A 16869-nucleotide genomic window follows, 5' to 3' on the forward strand; every position below is an offset into this window, starting at 1 on the left:
AGAACTTCTAAGTAATTTAGAAGTTCTTTTTTTAGTATTTAAAGGGTTAAAGTTTATAATAGAGTTGAAAGAAAAAGTGGAAACGCTTTTAGGAGGCTATATTATGGATAATGATCAAAAATCGACGAAATTAAGTTATTGGAGATGGATGGTTGAATCATGGCGTCATCCGATGGGAATGGAAGCAAATGCAAGTCATGGTTTTGGAATTTGGACTTTGATTTGGGAAGATATTATTTTGTTCTGGGGCTTTGAAGTAGCAGGCGCAAGCATTATTAATGCTGTTTTTCCTGGTGCAATTGCTCAACAACTAAGTACAGAAGTAAATAAATTCTTATTTACTTTGATGATCTTGATTTTCTGTTTTCAAATTGTAACTGTGCTCTGTTCTATGGTGGGACATTTATTTGTTTTTGGCTCAGGATCAATTGGTAACTTTTGGGGTTACGTTAACAAAGTAATGCAAGCAAGTAACTGGAATATTTGGATTTCAATTGTTGGTTTTATTTGCTTACTATTTACTTCAAACCTTGGTTTTGTCACAGTGGGATATTATTTAACTTTGCTATTCTGTGCATTCTTTGGTCTTGCTGCTTTTGTTAATGTATTACGTGGTGAGCCTGAAAATAAGCCAGTAAAACATGATACCTTTTATGGAGCTTTAATTTATGTAGTACTTTTGGGATTTGCTTATGCTATCTTAATTGCATTATTTAGAGTTGTTTTAAGCTTCTAAAGTTAAGTTAACAATATTTTTGGAAGAACTATTCTTACTTTTGGAATAGTTCTTTTTTAATGTTCGTATTTTTGAAATTATAACTATAAATAGTAATTATTAATTTATAGAAATCACAAAATAAGAACTATCAAGTTCAATATCTTTAAAAATGTTCGTAAATTCCATTGACTTAAGTATATCGTCTTGTTACACTAGGAATCGGTTTTAGAAATAGTTTAAATGAGGAGAAGTTCAATGACATCAGTTGCAGTTGTAGGAAGTCAATGGGGAGACGAAGGTAAAGGTAAAATTACCGACTTTTTGAGTAAAGAAGCTACCATGGCGGTTCGTTCAAATGGCGGTAATAATGCTGGTCATACTATCGAAATTGATGGTAAAGATTTTAAAATGCGTTTAATTCCATCAGGAATTTTTGCAGCAAGTAAAGGAGCTGTAATTGGTAATGGTACAGTTATCAATCCTGAAGTTATGTTTGAAGAATTAGATAATCTTGAAAAAAATGGGATAGATACTAGTAAATTAAGAATTTCTAATCGTGCTCATATCATCATGCCCTATCACATTAAACAGGATGAATACCAAGAAGAGGCTAAAGGTGCAAATAAGATTGGAACTACTAAGAATGGTATTGGACCAACTTATATGGATAAGGCTTCTCGTGTAGGTATTCGCGTTTGTGATCTTTTAGAAAAAGATACTTTTGAGGAAAAGTTACGTACTAATTTAAAAGAAAAGAATGCTTTATTTACTAAAGTATATGGAAAACCAGCACTTAAGTTTGAGGATATCTTTGATAAATATTTAGAGTATGGTCAGAGAATGAAAAAGTATGTAACTGATACTTCTGTATTAGTTAATGAAGCACTTGATAATAATGAAAAAGTACTTTTTGAAGGGGCACAAGGTATCATGCTTGATATTGATGAAGGTACCTATCCTTTTGTTACTTCTTCAAATACTATTTCAGGAGGAATTGCAGCTGGAATCGGTATTGGTGCAAACCGTATCGATAATGTTATTGGAGTATGTAAGGCTTATACAACTCGTGTAGGTGCTGGCCCATTTCCAACTGAATTGACTGATGCTACTGGTGATAAGATTCGTGATATTGCTCATGAATATGGTACAGTTACTGGTCGTCCACGTCGTGTTGGCTGGTTTGATTCAGTAGCTTTGCGCCATGCTAAACGCGTATCAGGTTTAAATGCCTTAAGTTTAAACTTACTTGATGTCTTTTCTGGTTTTGATACTATTAAAATTTGTACTGCTTATGAATTAGATGGTGAAAAGATTGATTACTATCCAGCTAGTTTGAAAGAGTTAGATCGTTGTAAACCAGTTTATGAAGAGCTTCCAGCATGGGAAGAAGATATTACTCAAATAAAGAACTATGAAGATCTTCCTGAAAATGCCAAGAAGTTCTTGAAGCGTATTGAAGAGGTTACTGGCTTGCCACTTGTGACTGTGTCAGTAGGACCAGATCGTGAACAAACTATCGTTATTAAGAATCCATGGGAAATGTAATAAATGCTTGAACGTTATACTCGCCCGGAAATGGGCAAAGTTTGGACAGATGAAAATCGTTATCATGCTTGGTTAAAAGTTGAAATTGCGGCAACCAATGCTTGGGCAGAACTGGGTGAAGTACCAGCAGAAGATGCTAAAAAAATTGCCGAAAATGCTAGTTTTACAGCGGAAAGAGTGGCCGAGTTAGAGGCAATTACGCATCATGATGTGGTAGCATTTACCCGTACTGTGTCTGAAAGTCTTGGTGAAGAAAAGAAGTGGGTTCACTTCGGTTTAACTTCTACTGATGTAGTAGATACAGCCCAAGGTGTACTTTTAAAAGAGGCTGATGAAATTATTCGTAAAGATCTAGCCGAGTTAAAAGAGACGATTGCACAAAAGGCTCGTAAATATAAAGATACAGTTATGATGGGTAGAACTCATGGTGTGCAAGCAGAACCAACTACTTTTGGGTTAAAGCTTGCACGTTGGTATACCGAACTTGAACGCGATATTGAGCGTTTTGAACATGCGGCTAAGGGAGTAGAATCAGGTAAGATTTCTGGTGCTGTAGGAACTTTTGCTAATGTTCCACCAGAAGTTGAAACCAGCGTTTTAAAACAATTAGGTTTAACCCAGCAACCGGTTACTTCACAAGTTTTACCACGTGATTTACATGCTGAATATATTGCTATGCTTGCTTTGATCGCTACAAGTATTGAGAACTGGGCTACTGAAATTCGTTCTTTACAGCGTTCAGAAATTCATGAAGTTGAAGAACACTTTAGAGCTGGGCAAAAAGGTTCCTCTGCAATGCCTCACAAGCGTAACCCAATTGGCTCAGAGAACTTATGTGGCATGGCCCGAGTAGTGCGTGGTAATATCGTAACTGCTTATGAGGATGTGGCGTTATGGCATGAAAGAGATATTTCTCACTCAAGTGCAGAAAGAGTAATTTTACCGGATACTACGATTGCGATTGACTATATGCTCCATCGTTTCAACAATATTTTGACTAATTTGGATGTCTTTCCAGAAACGATGCTTAAGAATATGAATCGAACTTATGGTTTGATTTATTCACAAAGAGTTTTATTGAAGTTAATTGATGAAGCAGGATTATCACGTGAAAAAGCATATGATATGGTACAAAAATTAACTGCTAAATCATGGAATGAGCAATTACAATTTAGAGATTTAGTTGAAAATAGTGAAATTATGAACTATTTGTCTAAAACAGATATTGATGATGCCTTTGATTATCATTATCATTTACGACATGTGGATGAAATTTTTAAAAAATGTGGTTTAAATTAGGATCAGGCCGAAAGGGTCTGGTCCTTTTTGTTGTATTAACCGGAAAAAAAGGAATAAAATCAGGGTGAGAGAACAATTAATATTAGAGATGAGTAATTAAAAAAATGGTAAAAACCGCGAAACAAATTTTACGTAAACCTTTTACCTCCGAAATCACTTATATATTATTGGGAGCGATTATTACTGGGCTAGCAACTGGCTTTGTAGTAAGTATATTTCGTTGGTTAATTGACCGTACGATGGAAGGTTTATTTATTATTTATCCAATTATGGGACATCATCTATGGCTATTGGTACCATATGTGGGTTTGATGTTTGTAATTAGCTGGTTAATTAGTAGGGTAATTAAGTCCCATATTGATAACTTGGTAGGTTCAGGTGTACCACAAATTGAAGCTGTTTTCTTAAATGAAAATAAGATGTCCTGGTGGACAATCTTATGGCGAAAATTCGTTGGTGGCCTATTAGCTATTTGCCCAGGATTAATGCTTGGTCGTGAAGGTCCTTGTATCCAAATGGGAGCCATGATTGGTCAAGGCGTCGACAAGAATTTCATGCATACTAAAAAAGAATTAAGTCACCATTTATTATTTCAATGTGGAATTGCAGCTGGCTTATCGGCAGCTTTTTCTGCACCTTTGGCTGGGGTCTTATTTTTAGTTGAAGAGATTACTTTTCGGTTTAAGCCTATCGAAGTAATTGCCGGCTTAATTGCTAGTTTTTGTTCGGACTGGGTTACCTTACTGTTTTTTGGAACAACACCGTGTTTATATTTGCCGGTTAAAGGAACATTACCTTTGAAATATTATTGGATTATTTTAATTTTAGGAATTGCTTTAGGTTTATTTGGTTATCTTTACCAATATTGCTTGTTAAGTTTGAAGCCACTTTATAGCAAGATTACTAAAATCCCAAGAATCTACCATAGTATTATTCCCTTACTATTAATTATTCCAATAGGATTATGGGATGCGAAGATTTTAGGCGGTTCACATGTTTTTATCAGTAGTTTATCGACTACGAAGTTTATGAGCTTAATGATTAATAATTCCTGGGAAATAATTTTTCTACCCTTAGCATTCTTTGTAATTAGATTTATCTTTTCGATGATCTCTTATGGTAGTTCTGTTCCAGGCGGTATTTTTATGCCAATTTTAGCTTTAGGAGCTTTACTAGGGGCTTTTACAGCAACTTTATTAATTCATCTCAATGTATTACCTACGATTTACTATCCTCACCTAATTGTAATCGCGATGGCGGCTTACTTTGGCTCAATTGAAAAAGCTCCTTTTACCGCAATTTTATTATTAACAGAAATGGTTGGTAGTGTTGAACAAATTTTACCGATGGTAATCACTACTTTTATTGCTTATTACGTTGTTGATCTTTTAGGTGGTCGTCCAATATATGAAGCTTTGCGCTTGCAAATGAACTATAAATAAAGCTAGTAAATAAAATGTAAAGAATTTATGCAAAAAGAACAATGTGTTAAAATTTAAATAATAAAAAACAACAAAATATAGTATAGATTTAGGGGAAAATTATGAAGAAATTATCTCGTAAAAATACTTTAGAAAGAGAAAAAAGTACTGGCCAAGTACGTCAACATTTTTCTTTTAGAAAACTTAATTCTGGTTTATTAGTATCAGCTGCAATTGGTGCCTTTTTAATTTTTGATAATAATACTGCACAGGCGGCTACTGTCTCTGAGAAAGGAGCAAATGATGCTGCTTCAACTGCAGAAAATCAAAATTCTGCAAGTCAAAAGCTTCAACAAAAAGAAGTAGCTTTATCAGCTAATAATAGCCAAAGAGAAAATAGCAATGCTCAAAATAATAAGACTAAGTCTGAAAATAGTACAGTAACTTCTAATAAGCAAAATCAACCAGTTGCTACAAATACGGTTCAAAATTCTGGTATAGATGTTGCTCAAAGTAAGAAAACAGAAGATAATCTTGAAACTAAGGAAGTAAAGGTTTCAAATTTGACTTCAGAAAGTACAAAAGAAGATAAAACTTTAACTAATTTAAAAGCTTCTTTAGCGCAAAAGTCTACTTCTTCACTTCCAACTCCTACAGTGCCAGATGATATGTATGTTTCTACTTCCGATGGTCGAGCAGAAATGATCATAAATAATAATAAAGTAGGGAATGTTGAAGGAAAGAAAGATATTACACTTCAACTTAATACTAATGGTGCTGGGAAATACGTTATAACTATTCCTGATGGAATCTACGACATAACAACTGATCCCTTAGATCCAAATTATGGAACAAAGACTGTTAGTGGAAATACCTATACATACGATATTACTTACGATGGTCTTGTTCAGATACCTATTACTATTAAAACTAAATCTAATTATGCGGGTGAACCAACTCCACTAGCTGATATTGGTGAAACACAAAAAAAGATTACTTGGTCAGTTGATGGTGTTGAACAAACGCCGCTTACATTTACTCAAACAATTAAACCTGAATGGAACCCTCAATCACCTGTTCGAACTAATCCTAATCCGACAAATGTAAAAGGGGTACCAGTAAATACAAATGTTACCTATACTTTTAAAGTAAATGAAACATCTGGAGTAAATTCAGATGGTTATACTTCAAATATCGTTAATAGTGCTGTTAATTATGGAACTACAATCACTATTCCAGTACCCGATGGATTTATTTTGGATCAAGATGCCACTAGGTCATTAAATGGCTTCACAGAACAGTACAAAACAACTATTACTCAGCCAAATGGTAAGGGAACCGATATTATTATTGAAGTACTTAAAGGAGCAGGAAAACAATACTGGAATCAAGGTAGTATTCCTGGATATCAATTAGTAGGAAGATATGATATTCCTCAACCAGAAAAAGATTTAATTGTTTCAGCAGATAAACCAATTACTATTGTGCAGAAATTGGGTGATGGCGCTGATGCACAAACAATGGAAGCAACAGTCCCATCGTTTACTGATACTATTATTGGAAAAGAAACTAGTATTCCACTTGGAGATTTTAGTCCGACAATTGCGGAGGCTTATGGAGCTAATAACAATATTTTACCAGTAACAAAAAATGATATAGTTGTAAACTACTTTGGCTTTACAAATAGTACTATCTTTTCATATAACGATGATATGAAAATCAAAGTAGATTTTCCTGATGGGTTAACAGTAAATAAAATCAGTACACCTCATACTTCTGATAATTTACCTGGTACAACAAGTTATGCTTACACACTTACTTTAACCGATGGAACTAGATTAAGTGGAACAGTAGCAGCTGGTGAAAGTGTAAGTGTACCAGAAGGCGGTAATATTCAATCAGCAGTCTTTACTCCTAACGCGGTTGCTATTGGTGCACAAACTGCGGCTTTACCGGCAAATGATCTTAGAAGTCAAGATACCAATGTAAATGCCTTTATTGCCTATGGTCATGCGAATGAAAAATATCAAAATGGGGATGCAATTACCAATGGAGCACAATTAGAAACTACAGTTTCTATTACCAGTACTGCGACTGGAGATAAAACTTGGATAGCTAAGCAGAGTCAGCAGATTGTATTACCCGAGAATCTAACAAGTTATTTAAATACTTTTGCTTGGCAAGGTCAAACGAATAGTGGGCAGCAAAATTCAGGATATCTTGCTGTTTATTATGGTACAAGTAATGCAAATACACTTAATATTTATGAGCCAATATTCTACTACGTAATTCCTGCTACTACTAATGTAACGTCACCACTTTCTTTACAAGTACCTAATGTGAATGGAGATACTACTGCCACGCCGAAAGTTACTTCATTTTTAGCTGATGATGGAAGAACCGTTGTCAAAATAGATTACACTGGCACTAAGTATTACTTTAATGCCGGTATGAATGCAAATACAGAGGTTGCGTTAAATAATAATGCTGATGCTACAAATGGCTCTTCTCCATGGGATATTTATGTAGTTAGTCCAACAACTAAGTTGTTAAATACTGAATATTCTGATAGTACAAAAAATAACTTTTCAACTAATTCAGCTACTAATCCATTTGATACTTCTTGGGTGCAAGGTAATGTCAATGATCTTTATCACCTTGGTGGAGGAACCTGGACTATTCAACAGATTGCAGGAATTACAACTGCTCCAATGATTAAAGGTAATCAAAATCCAGATTATACCAACCAAGGATCATCAAATGATAAAGGCTCGCCTAAGATGGATATATCAGTATCAATTCCTAATGGATTAACTAGCAGTGTATCAAACGGAAATGCTTATATTTCTGTACCTCAAACATCTCTTGGCTCTGGTTTTGACTTTGAATTAAGTGGTCCAGCTACTTTTGACAAGTATCCGGGAGATGTACAAGTACCTTATACTATTACTTATTCTGACGAATCATTTGATCTCTATAGTGGTAGTGAACCAAATGCAGATGCCTTTGAGACAGAAGATCAAGTCACTGATTGGTCTAAAATTAAAACCATCAAGGTTTCCATTCCAAATCTTGCTCCAAATTCTGTTTTAGGGAGAATCATTATCCCGGGAACTGATCCTACGATTGCAGAAGATGCACAAAAGAATGGCTATGTCCAAACTTCTTTGTACATTCCAAATTTTGCTACCTATACTAATAAAGCCACTAAACTTCCAAGTATAAGTATTAATGGTACTGCAAATATCACATCCCGTTATAGTTACGTAGATCAAGATGGAACTACTAAGACAATTGATATTCCGGATCTAACTTATAATTTAAATGATAATCAGGCTACAATGCCTACTGAAGCACAAGTTTTAGCCAATTTAACGGCTGCTGATAAGGCTTTAATTCCAGATGGTTACGTGGTTGGTAGTGTACAGTTAATTGGACCAACTGAGAAGAGTTGGCAAACTGATGCTCCTATGGGAACACCTGAATTTGGTCAACAAGTGAAGTATTACTACAATAATGCTATTGTTCAATACAACTTGGTCAAGAGATATAGTACTGAAACTTCTACTAAAGATGTTACTAGAACAATTAATTATGTAGATCAGACTACTAACACTGCTATGCCAACTGACTTAGTGAAGGATCAAACTCAATCTGTAACTTTAACTCAAGTGGCAGTGAAAAATGATGCTGGCGAAATAATTGGATACAACATTTCTGGAACTTGGACCAACGGAGTTTATACTCCAAGTACAGCTGCTAATGGTCAAATTAAGGTTGATGTAACCGATGCTGCAAATTCATGGATGAATGGTTCTAATGCAAAATGGGCAGCTGTAACTAATCCTAACTTAACGGTTGATGGTTATAATGGACCATTTGATTCAGATGGTACTGCTTATCCTACTGTTAGTGAAGTAGCAGTAAATGGTACAAACACAGACAGCAATATCACTGTTTACTACACTGAGAATACTATTGAAGTACCACCAACTGATCCCAAGAATCCTAGTGATCCAATTACAGGTACTAATAAGGATTATCCAAATGGTGTATCTGAGGATGATCTTAATAAGACCATTACTAGAACTATTAATGTAATTGATGCTAGTGGTCAATCTGTAAGCCAGGAAGTTCAAACTGTTAAGTACACTCGCACAGCTACTGTAAATGTTGTAACTGGCAAGGTTGTTAAGTATACTGACTGGAAGGCTGAAAACAGTGATTGGGCTGCTTATGCACCAACTTTGAAAACTGGTGAAGGTATTCAAGCTATCTTAGATGCTAATGGTCAAGCCTATAGCAACGTAACTAAAGATGGCGATACACTTACAGGAGTAGGATCATATACGGTACCTACTACTGATACCAAAGATAATGATGAAACAGTAAACATTTACTTGAATAAGGTAATTACTCTTAACGGAACTAGAACAATTACCTACAAGACTTACGATCATAACAATCAGCTTACAGATACTACGGTAGATGACGCACAAAAAGTGACTCTTACTGGGAGTCAAACCTTTGATCCAGCTACCAATAAGGTTATTTACTCATTTGATCAAACAAGTGCAACTTACCCAAGTCTTAAAGTACCAGTAAAAACTGGCTACTTTGCTTCAACTAGTGATATTGCAGCTAAAACTGTAAGTATCAATAACTCAGATCCAATTCATAGTAATTTGGATGATAGTGTTACTGTAAACTATTATCCAATGGGTGAATTGATTCAAGTGGATCAAGATGGTAATCAAATAGAAGGTACTACTCCGGTAATTTATCCAAATGATCCAAATGATGCTACTAAGGTAGGAGAAGTAACGGTTCCTGCAGCACCAGAAGGTTGGGTAATTGTAGATCCAGAAAAAGGTTATCCATTTACTCCAACTGATCCTGGTCATGATACTAAGATCTACTATGAAAAATTAGATAAAGTATCTGAAAATGAAAAACAAGTTACCAGAACAATTACTTATATTGATAAAGATACTGGAAAAGCAATTCCAACTAGTGTAGTTGTTCCAACAACCCAAAAGGCAACTCAATATCAATTTGAAGTACGCGACGCAGATGGTAAGTTACTTGGCTACAATACTCAAGGAACTTGGGATGAAAATGGTAATTATATTCCAAGTACGCAAAGAAATGGTCAGTACAAAGTAGATACCACTGATCCAGCAGAATCATGGATAGTAAAACCAGGCACAAACTTCCCTGAATTAACTAATCCTGATCTAAAAGAATATGGTTATTCAGGTCCATTTGAAGCAGATGGTACAACTGCTTATCCAACGGTTAATAAAGTAGAAGTAACTGGAAAGACTACTAATAGTGAAGTAAAAGTTTACTACACTGAAGATATAGTAACTGTTCCACCAACTGAACCACACCAACCAGGTGAACCAATTACAGGTACTAAGAAAGATTATCCAGATGGTGTAAAGGATAGTGATCTTAACAAGACCATTACTCGTACTATTAAGATTGTTGATGCTGATGGCAATCCAGTTGGAGATCCAATTGTTCAAAAAGTTACCTACAACCGTACGGCCAAAGTTAATGTCGTAACTGGACATGTAGATTATGAAGATTGGACTTCTGATAAGAAAAATTGGGATAGTTACGCACCAACTTTACAAACTGGTGAAGGTATCCAAACAGTAACTGATAGTAATGGTCAACCATACTCAAATCTTACTAAGAACGGTAATGTAATTACTGGTGTAGGTGCACGAGATATTACTTATAGTGCTACTGATAAAGATGATCAAACAGTAATTATTTACTTGAATAAGGCAGTGTCATTTACTGGAACTAGAACTATTACTTATAGTTTCTATGACAAAGATGGTCAAAAGACATCAACTGAAGATGGTGAACCACAAACTGTCACAGTTTCAGGAAGTCAAACTTTCGATCCAGCAACTAATAAAGTTGTTTACACATTTGAAAATCCAAGTGTAACTTATCCAGCTGTAAATGCACCAGTAAAAACTGGATACTATGCTTCAACTAGTGCAATTAACGATGATACAGTAAGTATTAATCAAACTAACCCACAAAATAGTGACTTGGATGCACAAGCTAATGTAAATTACTACCCAATGGGTGAAGTGATTCAAGTTGATGGTGATGGAAATCAAATTCCTGGTACAACCCCAGTAACTTATCCAAATAATCCTACTGATCCAACTAAAGCAGGCGAAGTCACTGTACCTAAGGCACCAGAAGGCTGGGTAATTGTTACTCCTAGTGATAGTAATCCATTTACGCCAACTGATCCTGGTAAAGATACCAAGGTTGTTTATGAAAAATTGAATGAAGTAACTGAAAATACTAAAGAAGTTACAAGAACAATCAATTATATCGATAAGACCACTGGTCAACCAATGCCAACGAATTTTGCTCCAACAGTAGAACAAAAGTTAACTTTGACGCAATATATCGTTAAAGATGCCAGTGGCAAGGTTCTTGGTTACAACACTACTGGAACTTGGGAAGATGGTAAATACACTCCAAGTACAGAAGACAATGGTCAAATCAAGGTAGATACGACTGATGAAAATCAATCATGGATGAATAATACTAATGCAAAATGGGCAGCAGTAACTAATCCAAACTTAGCAATCGCTGGTTATTCAGGTCCGTTTGAAGAAAATGGAACTACTCCATATCCAACTATTGCGCAAGAAACGATAACTGGTACAACCCAAAATAGTACCTTAACTGTTTACTACACTGAAGATACTGTAACTGTGCCTCCAACTGAACCACATCAACCTGGTGAACCAATTGGTAATACCCATAAACAATATCCTCAGGGTGTGGAAGAAAATGATTTAAACAAGATCATTACTCGTACTATTAATATATACGATGCAAATGGTAATGTTGTTGGAGACCCAGTATTACAAACCGTTAAGTACACTCGTACTGCTACAATAAATGTAGTAACCGGGGACGTTAAATATAGTGAGTGGACAGCTGAAAACGATAAAGCTAACTGGGATGAATACGCACCAACTTTACAAACAGGTGAAGGAATTCAAACCATAACTGATGCTGATGGTCAAAATTATGACAATGTTACTAAAGAGGGTAATAAGATTACTGGAATAGGTGCACAAGATATTTCAAATACTGCTACGGCTAAAGATAATGATGAAACAGTAAATATCTACTTGAATAAGGAAGTTACATTTACTGGAACTAGAACTATCACTTACGTCACTTATGAAAAGGATGGTCAAACTAGTTCAACTGAAACCAAACAAAATGTGACAGTTTCAGGAATCCAAAGTTACGATCCAACAACTGATAAAGTTGTTTACACATTTGAAGATCCAAGTGCAACTTATAGCAAAGTTGATACGCCTGTTAAGGATGGATACTATGCATCAGCTAGTCAAGTAGGAGAAGAAACTAAGACCATTAGTCAAACTAATCCACAAGACGGTGATTTAAATGCACAGGCCAGTGTAGATTACTACCCAATGGGTGAAGTGGTCCAAGTAGATGGTGATGGTAATCGGATTCCAGGTACTACTCCAGTGCCATATCCCAATGATCCTTCTGATCCAACTAAGGCTGGAAAAGTAACTGTGCCACCTGCACCAGAAGGCTGGGTAATTGTTACCCCTAGTGATGGTGATCCATTTATCCCAACTAATCCTGGTGAAAACAAGAAGATTGTTTATGAAAAATTAGATCAGGTAACTGAAAATACTAAAGAAGTTACAAGAACAATCAACTATGTTGATAAGACTACTGGTCAACCAATGCCAACTAATTTGGTTTCACCAGTAGAACAATCAGTAACGTTGAAGCAATACATCGTTAAAGATGCAAGTGGCAAGGTTCTTGGTTACAATACTTCAGGAACTTGGACAAATGGTAAATACACTCCAAGTAAAGAAGCTGATGGTCAAATTAAGGTAGATACGACTGATGAAGCTAAGTCTTGGATGAATGGTTCTAATAAGAACTTTGATAAAATAACTAATCCAAACTTGACTGTAGATGGTTACAGCGGTCCATTTGATAATGAAGACAAGGATTATCCAACTGTAGATGAAATGACCGTAGATGGAGAGACTCCTGATAAGACAACTATTACTGTTTACTACACAGAAAATTCTGTCACTGTTCCACCAGATAAACCAATAGTTCCAGGTGGTGACGGTAAGATTCCAAATATCCCAGGTACCAAGATTCCATATCCAAATGGAGTAAGTGATAGTGATTTGAACAAGACTATCACCAGAACTATTAATGTTTATGATGCAGATGGTAAACTTGTTGGTACTTCAGTAGTTCAAGAAGTTAAGTACAGTCGCCTAGCTACAGTAAATGTAGTAACTGGAGACGTTAAATATAGTGATTGGACAGCTGAAAAAGATAAAAGTAACTGGGATGAATACACACCAACTTTACAAACTGGTGAAAGTATTCAATCTATCTTAGAAAATGGTCAAGCTTACGACCATGTCACAAAAGATGGTAATAAGCTCACTGGCGTAGCCGAATTTAATGTGCCAGCACCAGATAAAAGCACCGGTGACACTATCAAGAATGAAACAGTAAATATCTACTTGAATAAAGAAGTCACATTTACTGGAACTAGAACTATTACTTACATCACTCATGAAAAGGATGGCCAAACTAGTTCAACTGAAACCAAACAAAATGTAACAGTTTCAGGAATCCAAAGTTACGATCCAGCAAGTGGAAAAGTTGTTTATACATTTGAAAATCCAAGTGCAACTTATGGCGTTGAAAAAGTACCAGTAAAAACTGGTTACTATGCATCAGTTAGTCAACTGGGAGAAGAAACTAAGACCATTAGTGAAACTAATCCACAAGACAGTGACTTGAATGCTACCGCTATAGTAGATTACTACCCAATGGGGAATGTAATCCAAGTAGACGGTGATGGTAATCCAATTCCCGGAACAACCCCAGTACCATATCCAAATGATCCAAACGATCCAACTAAGGCTGGTAAGGTAAACGTGCCACCAACACCAAAGGGTTGGAAGATTGTTACTTCAGTAGATGGAGGATCAATTATTCCAACCAAACCTGGTGAAGATACTCCAATTAAGTACGAACCAATCATTGATGAAACTACTGAATCTAAGGAAGTTACTAGAAAGATTGTTGTTACCACCCCAGATGGTAAGACAAAGACAATCACTCAAACCGCCAAAGTAACTCGTACAGTAACAACTAATGAAGTTACAGGTGATACAAAATATGGTGAATGGAGCAAAGCAGACTTCCCAGACTTTGTACCAGATAAGATTGATGGGTACACTATATTAATTGATGGTAAAGAGGGAGAGTCGGTAACTGCTATTCCAGTGATATTTAAAGATGGTATGCCAGAAGATGGAGTAACTGTTTATGTAACTTATCGTGAAATACCAGTTACGCCACCAATCAAACCAACTGAACCAAGTAAGCCGGAAAAACCAACCATTCCAACCGAGCCAAATAAGCCAGAAAGACCGACTAAGCCGGGTGAGCCGAATAAGCCAAGTAGGCCAACCAAGCCGGGTAAACCTAATGTAGAAAAACCATCGAAAGACCATAATTTTACAACTGGTCCTAGAGGTGAAGATCTTACACCCGGTCCTAAGGGTAGAGATAATCTTTCTCAAGCCGACAATGGCAAAGACTACATATCACAACCAAAGGCTATTAGTAGCAATAGTAAACAAGAATTACCACAGACTGGAAGCAAAGATAATAGTGCTTTAGCTACAGTTTTAGGTTTAGGTAGTATGCTTAGTGCGTTAATTACATCTTCTTGGACTTCAAAGAAGAGAAGAAAAAAGATGAAAAATAATCATTAAGGTTATTTAAAGAAAAGGAGTTCTCGAATGAGAATTCCTTTTTTGATACAAAAAAGCTCTAAAAAGATATTATCTTTTAGAGCTTTTGCTTTATTCAAATTCATCTAAGGCTTCAATTGCTTTTTCCCAATCGTTATTTGCTTGTTCAAGTTTGTCTTGAACTTCCGTAAGCTTTTCTTGTAGCGGACCTAATTTTTCAAAAGAAGCGGCAATTTCTGGATTAGCCATTTCAGTTTGAATTTCTTTTTCTTGGTTTTCCAATTCTTCAATTTGCTTTTCAGCATCTTTAATTGCGCGTTCTAGTTTACGCTTTTGGGAATCACGAGCTTTTTGTTCTTGATAAGAAAGTTTAGTTTTGCTTTCAGAAGAAGGAGCAGACGTAGTATTAGTAGAAGTAGCAGTGACTTCACTTCTAGCTGCGCGCTCTTTTTCTCTTTCATTAAGATAATAAGAATAATTACCTTCATAAATTTTGGCATGACCATCACGTACGGAAATAATCTTATTAGCTAATTCATTAATAAAGTAACGATCGTGTGAGACAAATAGTAAAGTACCATCATAATCAGATAGAGCCGATTCTAAAACTTCTTTAGCTTCAATATCTAGGTGGTTTGTCGGTTCATCCATGAGTAAGAAATTATCATGTTCAAGTGAAAGTACAGTTAAAGTTAACCGGGCTTTTTGACCACCAGATAACTGACCAACAGTTTTATCTATATCTTTAGCAGTAAACAAGAAACTTGCTAGAATTGAACGAACATCTTTTTCAGGCATCGTCTTATGACGATCCCAAATGGTATCTAAAACGGTTTTAGACGGATCAAGAGTTTGTAATTCCTGATCATAGTAACCTAAATCAAGACTAGCTCCTAATTTAATGGAACCAGCTTTTGGCTTAAGTTTATCAACAACAGTTTTTAGCAATGTGGATTTTCCAATCCCGTTTGGACCAATAATAGCCACCCGATCGTCTTTATTAACTTGAAAATTAATATCTTCAACCATGGTTTTATCGGGATAGCCAATTGAAAGATTATTAGCAATTAGAACTTCCTTACCCGAAGGTCGATCACTTGAAAAATGAATTCGGACCTTATTTTTATGTTTAGGTGGATTGATTCGTTCTAATTTTTCAAGTTGCTTACGTCTACTTTGCGCACGTTTAGTAGTTGAAGCTCTCACTAAGTTCTTTTGAATGAATTCTTCTTCCTTTTTAATGTGTTCTTGCTGTTTTTCATAAGCAGCCTCTTGTTGAGAATCCATTAATTTGCGCTCTTTAGTGTATTGGGTGTAATTACCTTTAAAAGTAGTAAGTTTACCAAAGTTTAATTCAAAAATTTCGTTAGTTAAATTATCTAAAAAGTATTGGTCGTGTGAGACAGTTACAATGGCACCTTGATAGTTTTTAAGAAATCCTTCTAACCAATCTAAGGTATCTAGATCTAAGTGGTTAGTGGGTTCGTCTAGTAAAAGTAAAGGGGGTTTTTGTAAAAGTAGTTTCACAAATGCTAGTCTAGTCTTTTCTCCACCAGACAAAGTACCAATTACTTTAGACCAGCTATCTTCTTTGAAATTAAAACCATTTAAAACACTTTTGATTTCAGCTTGGTAGGTGAAACCACCGGCTTGTTCAAAGTCATAAGAAACTTGGTCATAGCGTTTTAAAAGCTTTTCATCTTCGGGATGTTCAGCAATTTGTTCTTGCATTTTAGTAATGCGATTATTTGTTTCAATTAAATCAGCAAAAACAGAAAGCATTTCTTCCCAGATGGTTTTATTTTCATCAAGTCCATTTTCCTGGGCGATATAACCAACATCAATATTTTTATTTACGGTGAACTCACCAGCAGTTGGATTTTGTTCACCCGTCATAATTTTTAATAAAGTAGTTTTACCGGCACCGTTAGGTCCAACCAGACCAATCCGGGCATTATCAGGAATTGAAAAAGTAACTCCTGAAAAAATTGTATTAGCGCCAAAACGCTGTTCAAGATTTTGTCCTTGTGCAATTATCATAATTCAA

At 35.6% G+C, this 16869-nt stretch carries 6 protein-coding genes; 5 read left to right on the forward strand and 1 reads right to left on the reverse strand.

Annotated features, from left to right (window positions below; all coding sequences use genetic code 11):
* The first annotated feature begins 103 nt into the window (after nucleotides 1-103).
* From LrDSM24759_RS01070 to LrDSM24759_RS01090, 5 genes are all read left to right on the forward strand, one after another.
* Nucleotides 104-736, forward strand: a complete 633-nt coding sequence (locus LrDSM24759_RS01070) for a hypothetical protein (RefSeq protein WP_117117603.1) — start codon at nucleotides 104-106, stop codon at nucleotides 734-736.
* A 237-nt stretch (nucleotides 737-973) separates the two neighbouring features.
* Nucleotides 974-2263, forward strand: a complete 1290-nt coding sequence (locus LrDSM24759_RS01075) for an adenylosuccinate synthase (RefSeq protein ID WP_117117605.1) — start codon at nucleotides 974-976, stop codon at nucleotides 2261-2263.
* A gap of 3 nt (nucleotides 2264-2266) precedes the next feature.
* The gene (purB, locus tag LrDSM24759_RS01080; RefSeq protein WP_117117606.1) at nucleotides 2267-3562 is read left to right on the forward strand and encodes an adenylosuccinate lyase; all 1296 of its coding nucleotides are present in this window, start codon (nucleotides 2267-2269) and stop codon (nucleotides 3560-3562) included.
* Nucleotides 3563-3666: 104 nt separating this feature from the next.
* Nucleotides 3667-5004: a ClC family H(+)/Cl(-) exchange transporter gene (locus LrDSM24759_RS01085; protein ID WP_117117608.1), complete on the forward strand. Its 1338-nt coding sequence runs from the start codon at nucleotides 3667-3669 to the stop codon at nucleotides 5002-5004.
* 101 nt (nucleotides 5005-5105) lie between these two features.
* The gene (locus tag LrDSM24759_RS01090; RefSeq protein ID WP_117117610.1) at nucleotides 5106-14843 is read left to right on the forward strand and encodes a mucin-binding protein; all 9738 of its coding nucleotides are present in this window, start codon (nucleotides 5106-5108) and stop codon (nucleotides 14841-14843) included.
* 90 nt (nucleotides 14844-14933) lie between these two features.
* On the opposite strand, the gene LrDSM24759_RS01095 is transcribed toward LrDSM24759_RS01090, so the two are convergent.
* Nucleotides 14934-16862 (reverse strand): ABC-F family ATP-binding cassette domain-containing protein, encoded by a 1929-nt coding sequence (locus LrDSM24759_RS01095; protein WP_117117612.1) that lies wholly within the window; start codon nucleotides 16860-16862, stop codon nucleotides 14934-14936.
* Nucleotides 16863-16869: the final 7 nt, after the last annotated feature.

Source organism: Lactobacillus rodentium, assembly GCF_003423665.1.
Lineage (GTDB): Bacteria > Bacillota > Bacilli > Lactobacillales > Lactobacillaceae > Lactobacillus > Lactobacillus rodentium.

Excerpts from the sequence above, each read along its gene's own strand:
- LrDSM24759_RS01070 (WP_117117603.1), top strand. The coding sequence starts at position 104 with ATGGATAATGATCAAAAATCGACGAAATTAAGTTATTGGAGATGGATG.
- LrDSM24759_RS01075 (WP_117117605.1), top strand. The coding sequence starts at position 974 with ATGACATCAGTTGCAGTTGTAGGAAGTCAATGGGGAGACGAAGGTAAA.
- purB (WP_117117606.1), top strand. The coding sequence starts at position 2,267 with ATGCTTGAACGTTATACTCGCCCGGAAATGGGCAAAGTTTGGACAGAT.
- LrDSM24759_RS01085 (WP_117117608.1), top strand. The coding sequence starts at position 3,667 with ATGGTAAAAACCGCGAAACAAATTTTACGTAAACCTTTTACCTCCGAA.
- LrDSM24759_RS01090 (WP_117117610.1), top strand. The coding sequence starts at position 5,106 with ATGAAGAAATTATCTCGTAAAAATACTTTAGAAAGAGAAAAAAGTACT.
- LrDSM24759_RS01095 (WP_117117612.1), bottom strand. The coding sequence starts at position 16,862 with ATGATAATTGCACAAGGACAAAATCTTGAACAGCGTTTTGGCGCTAAT.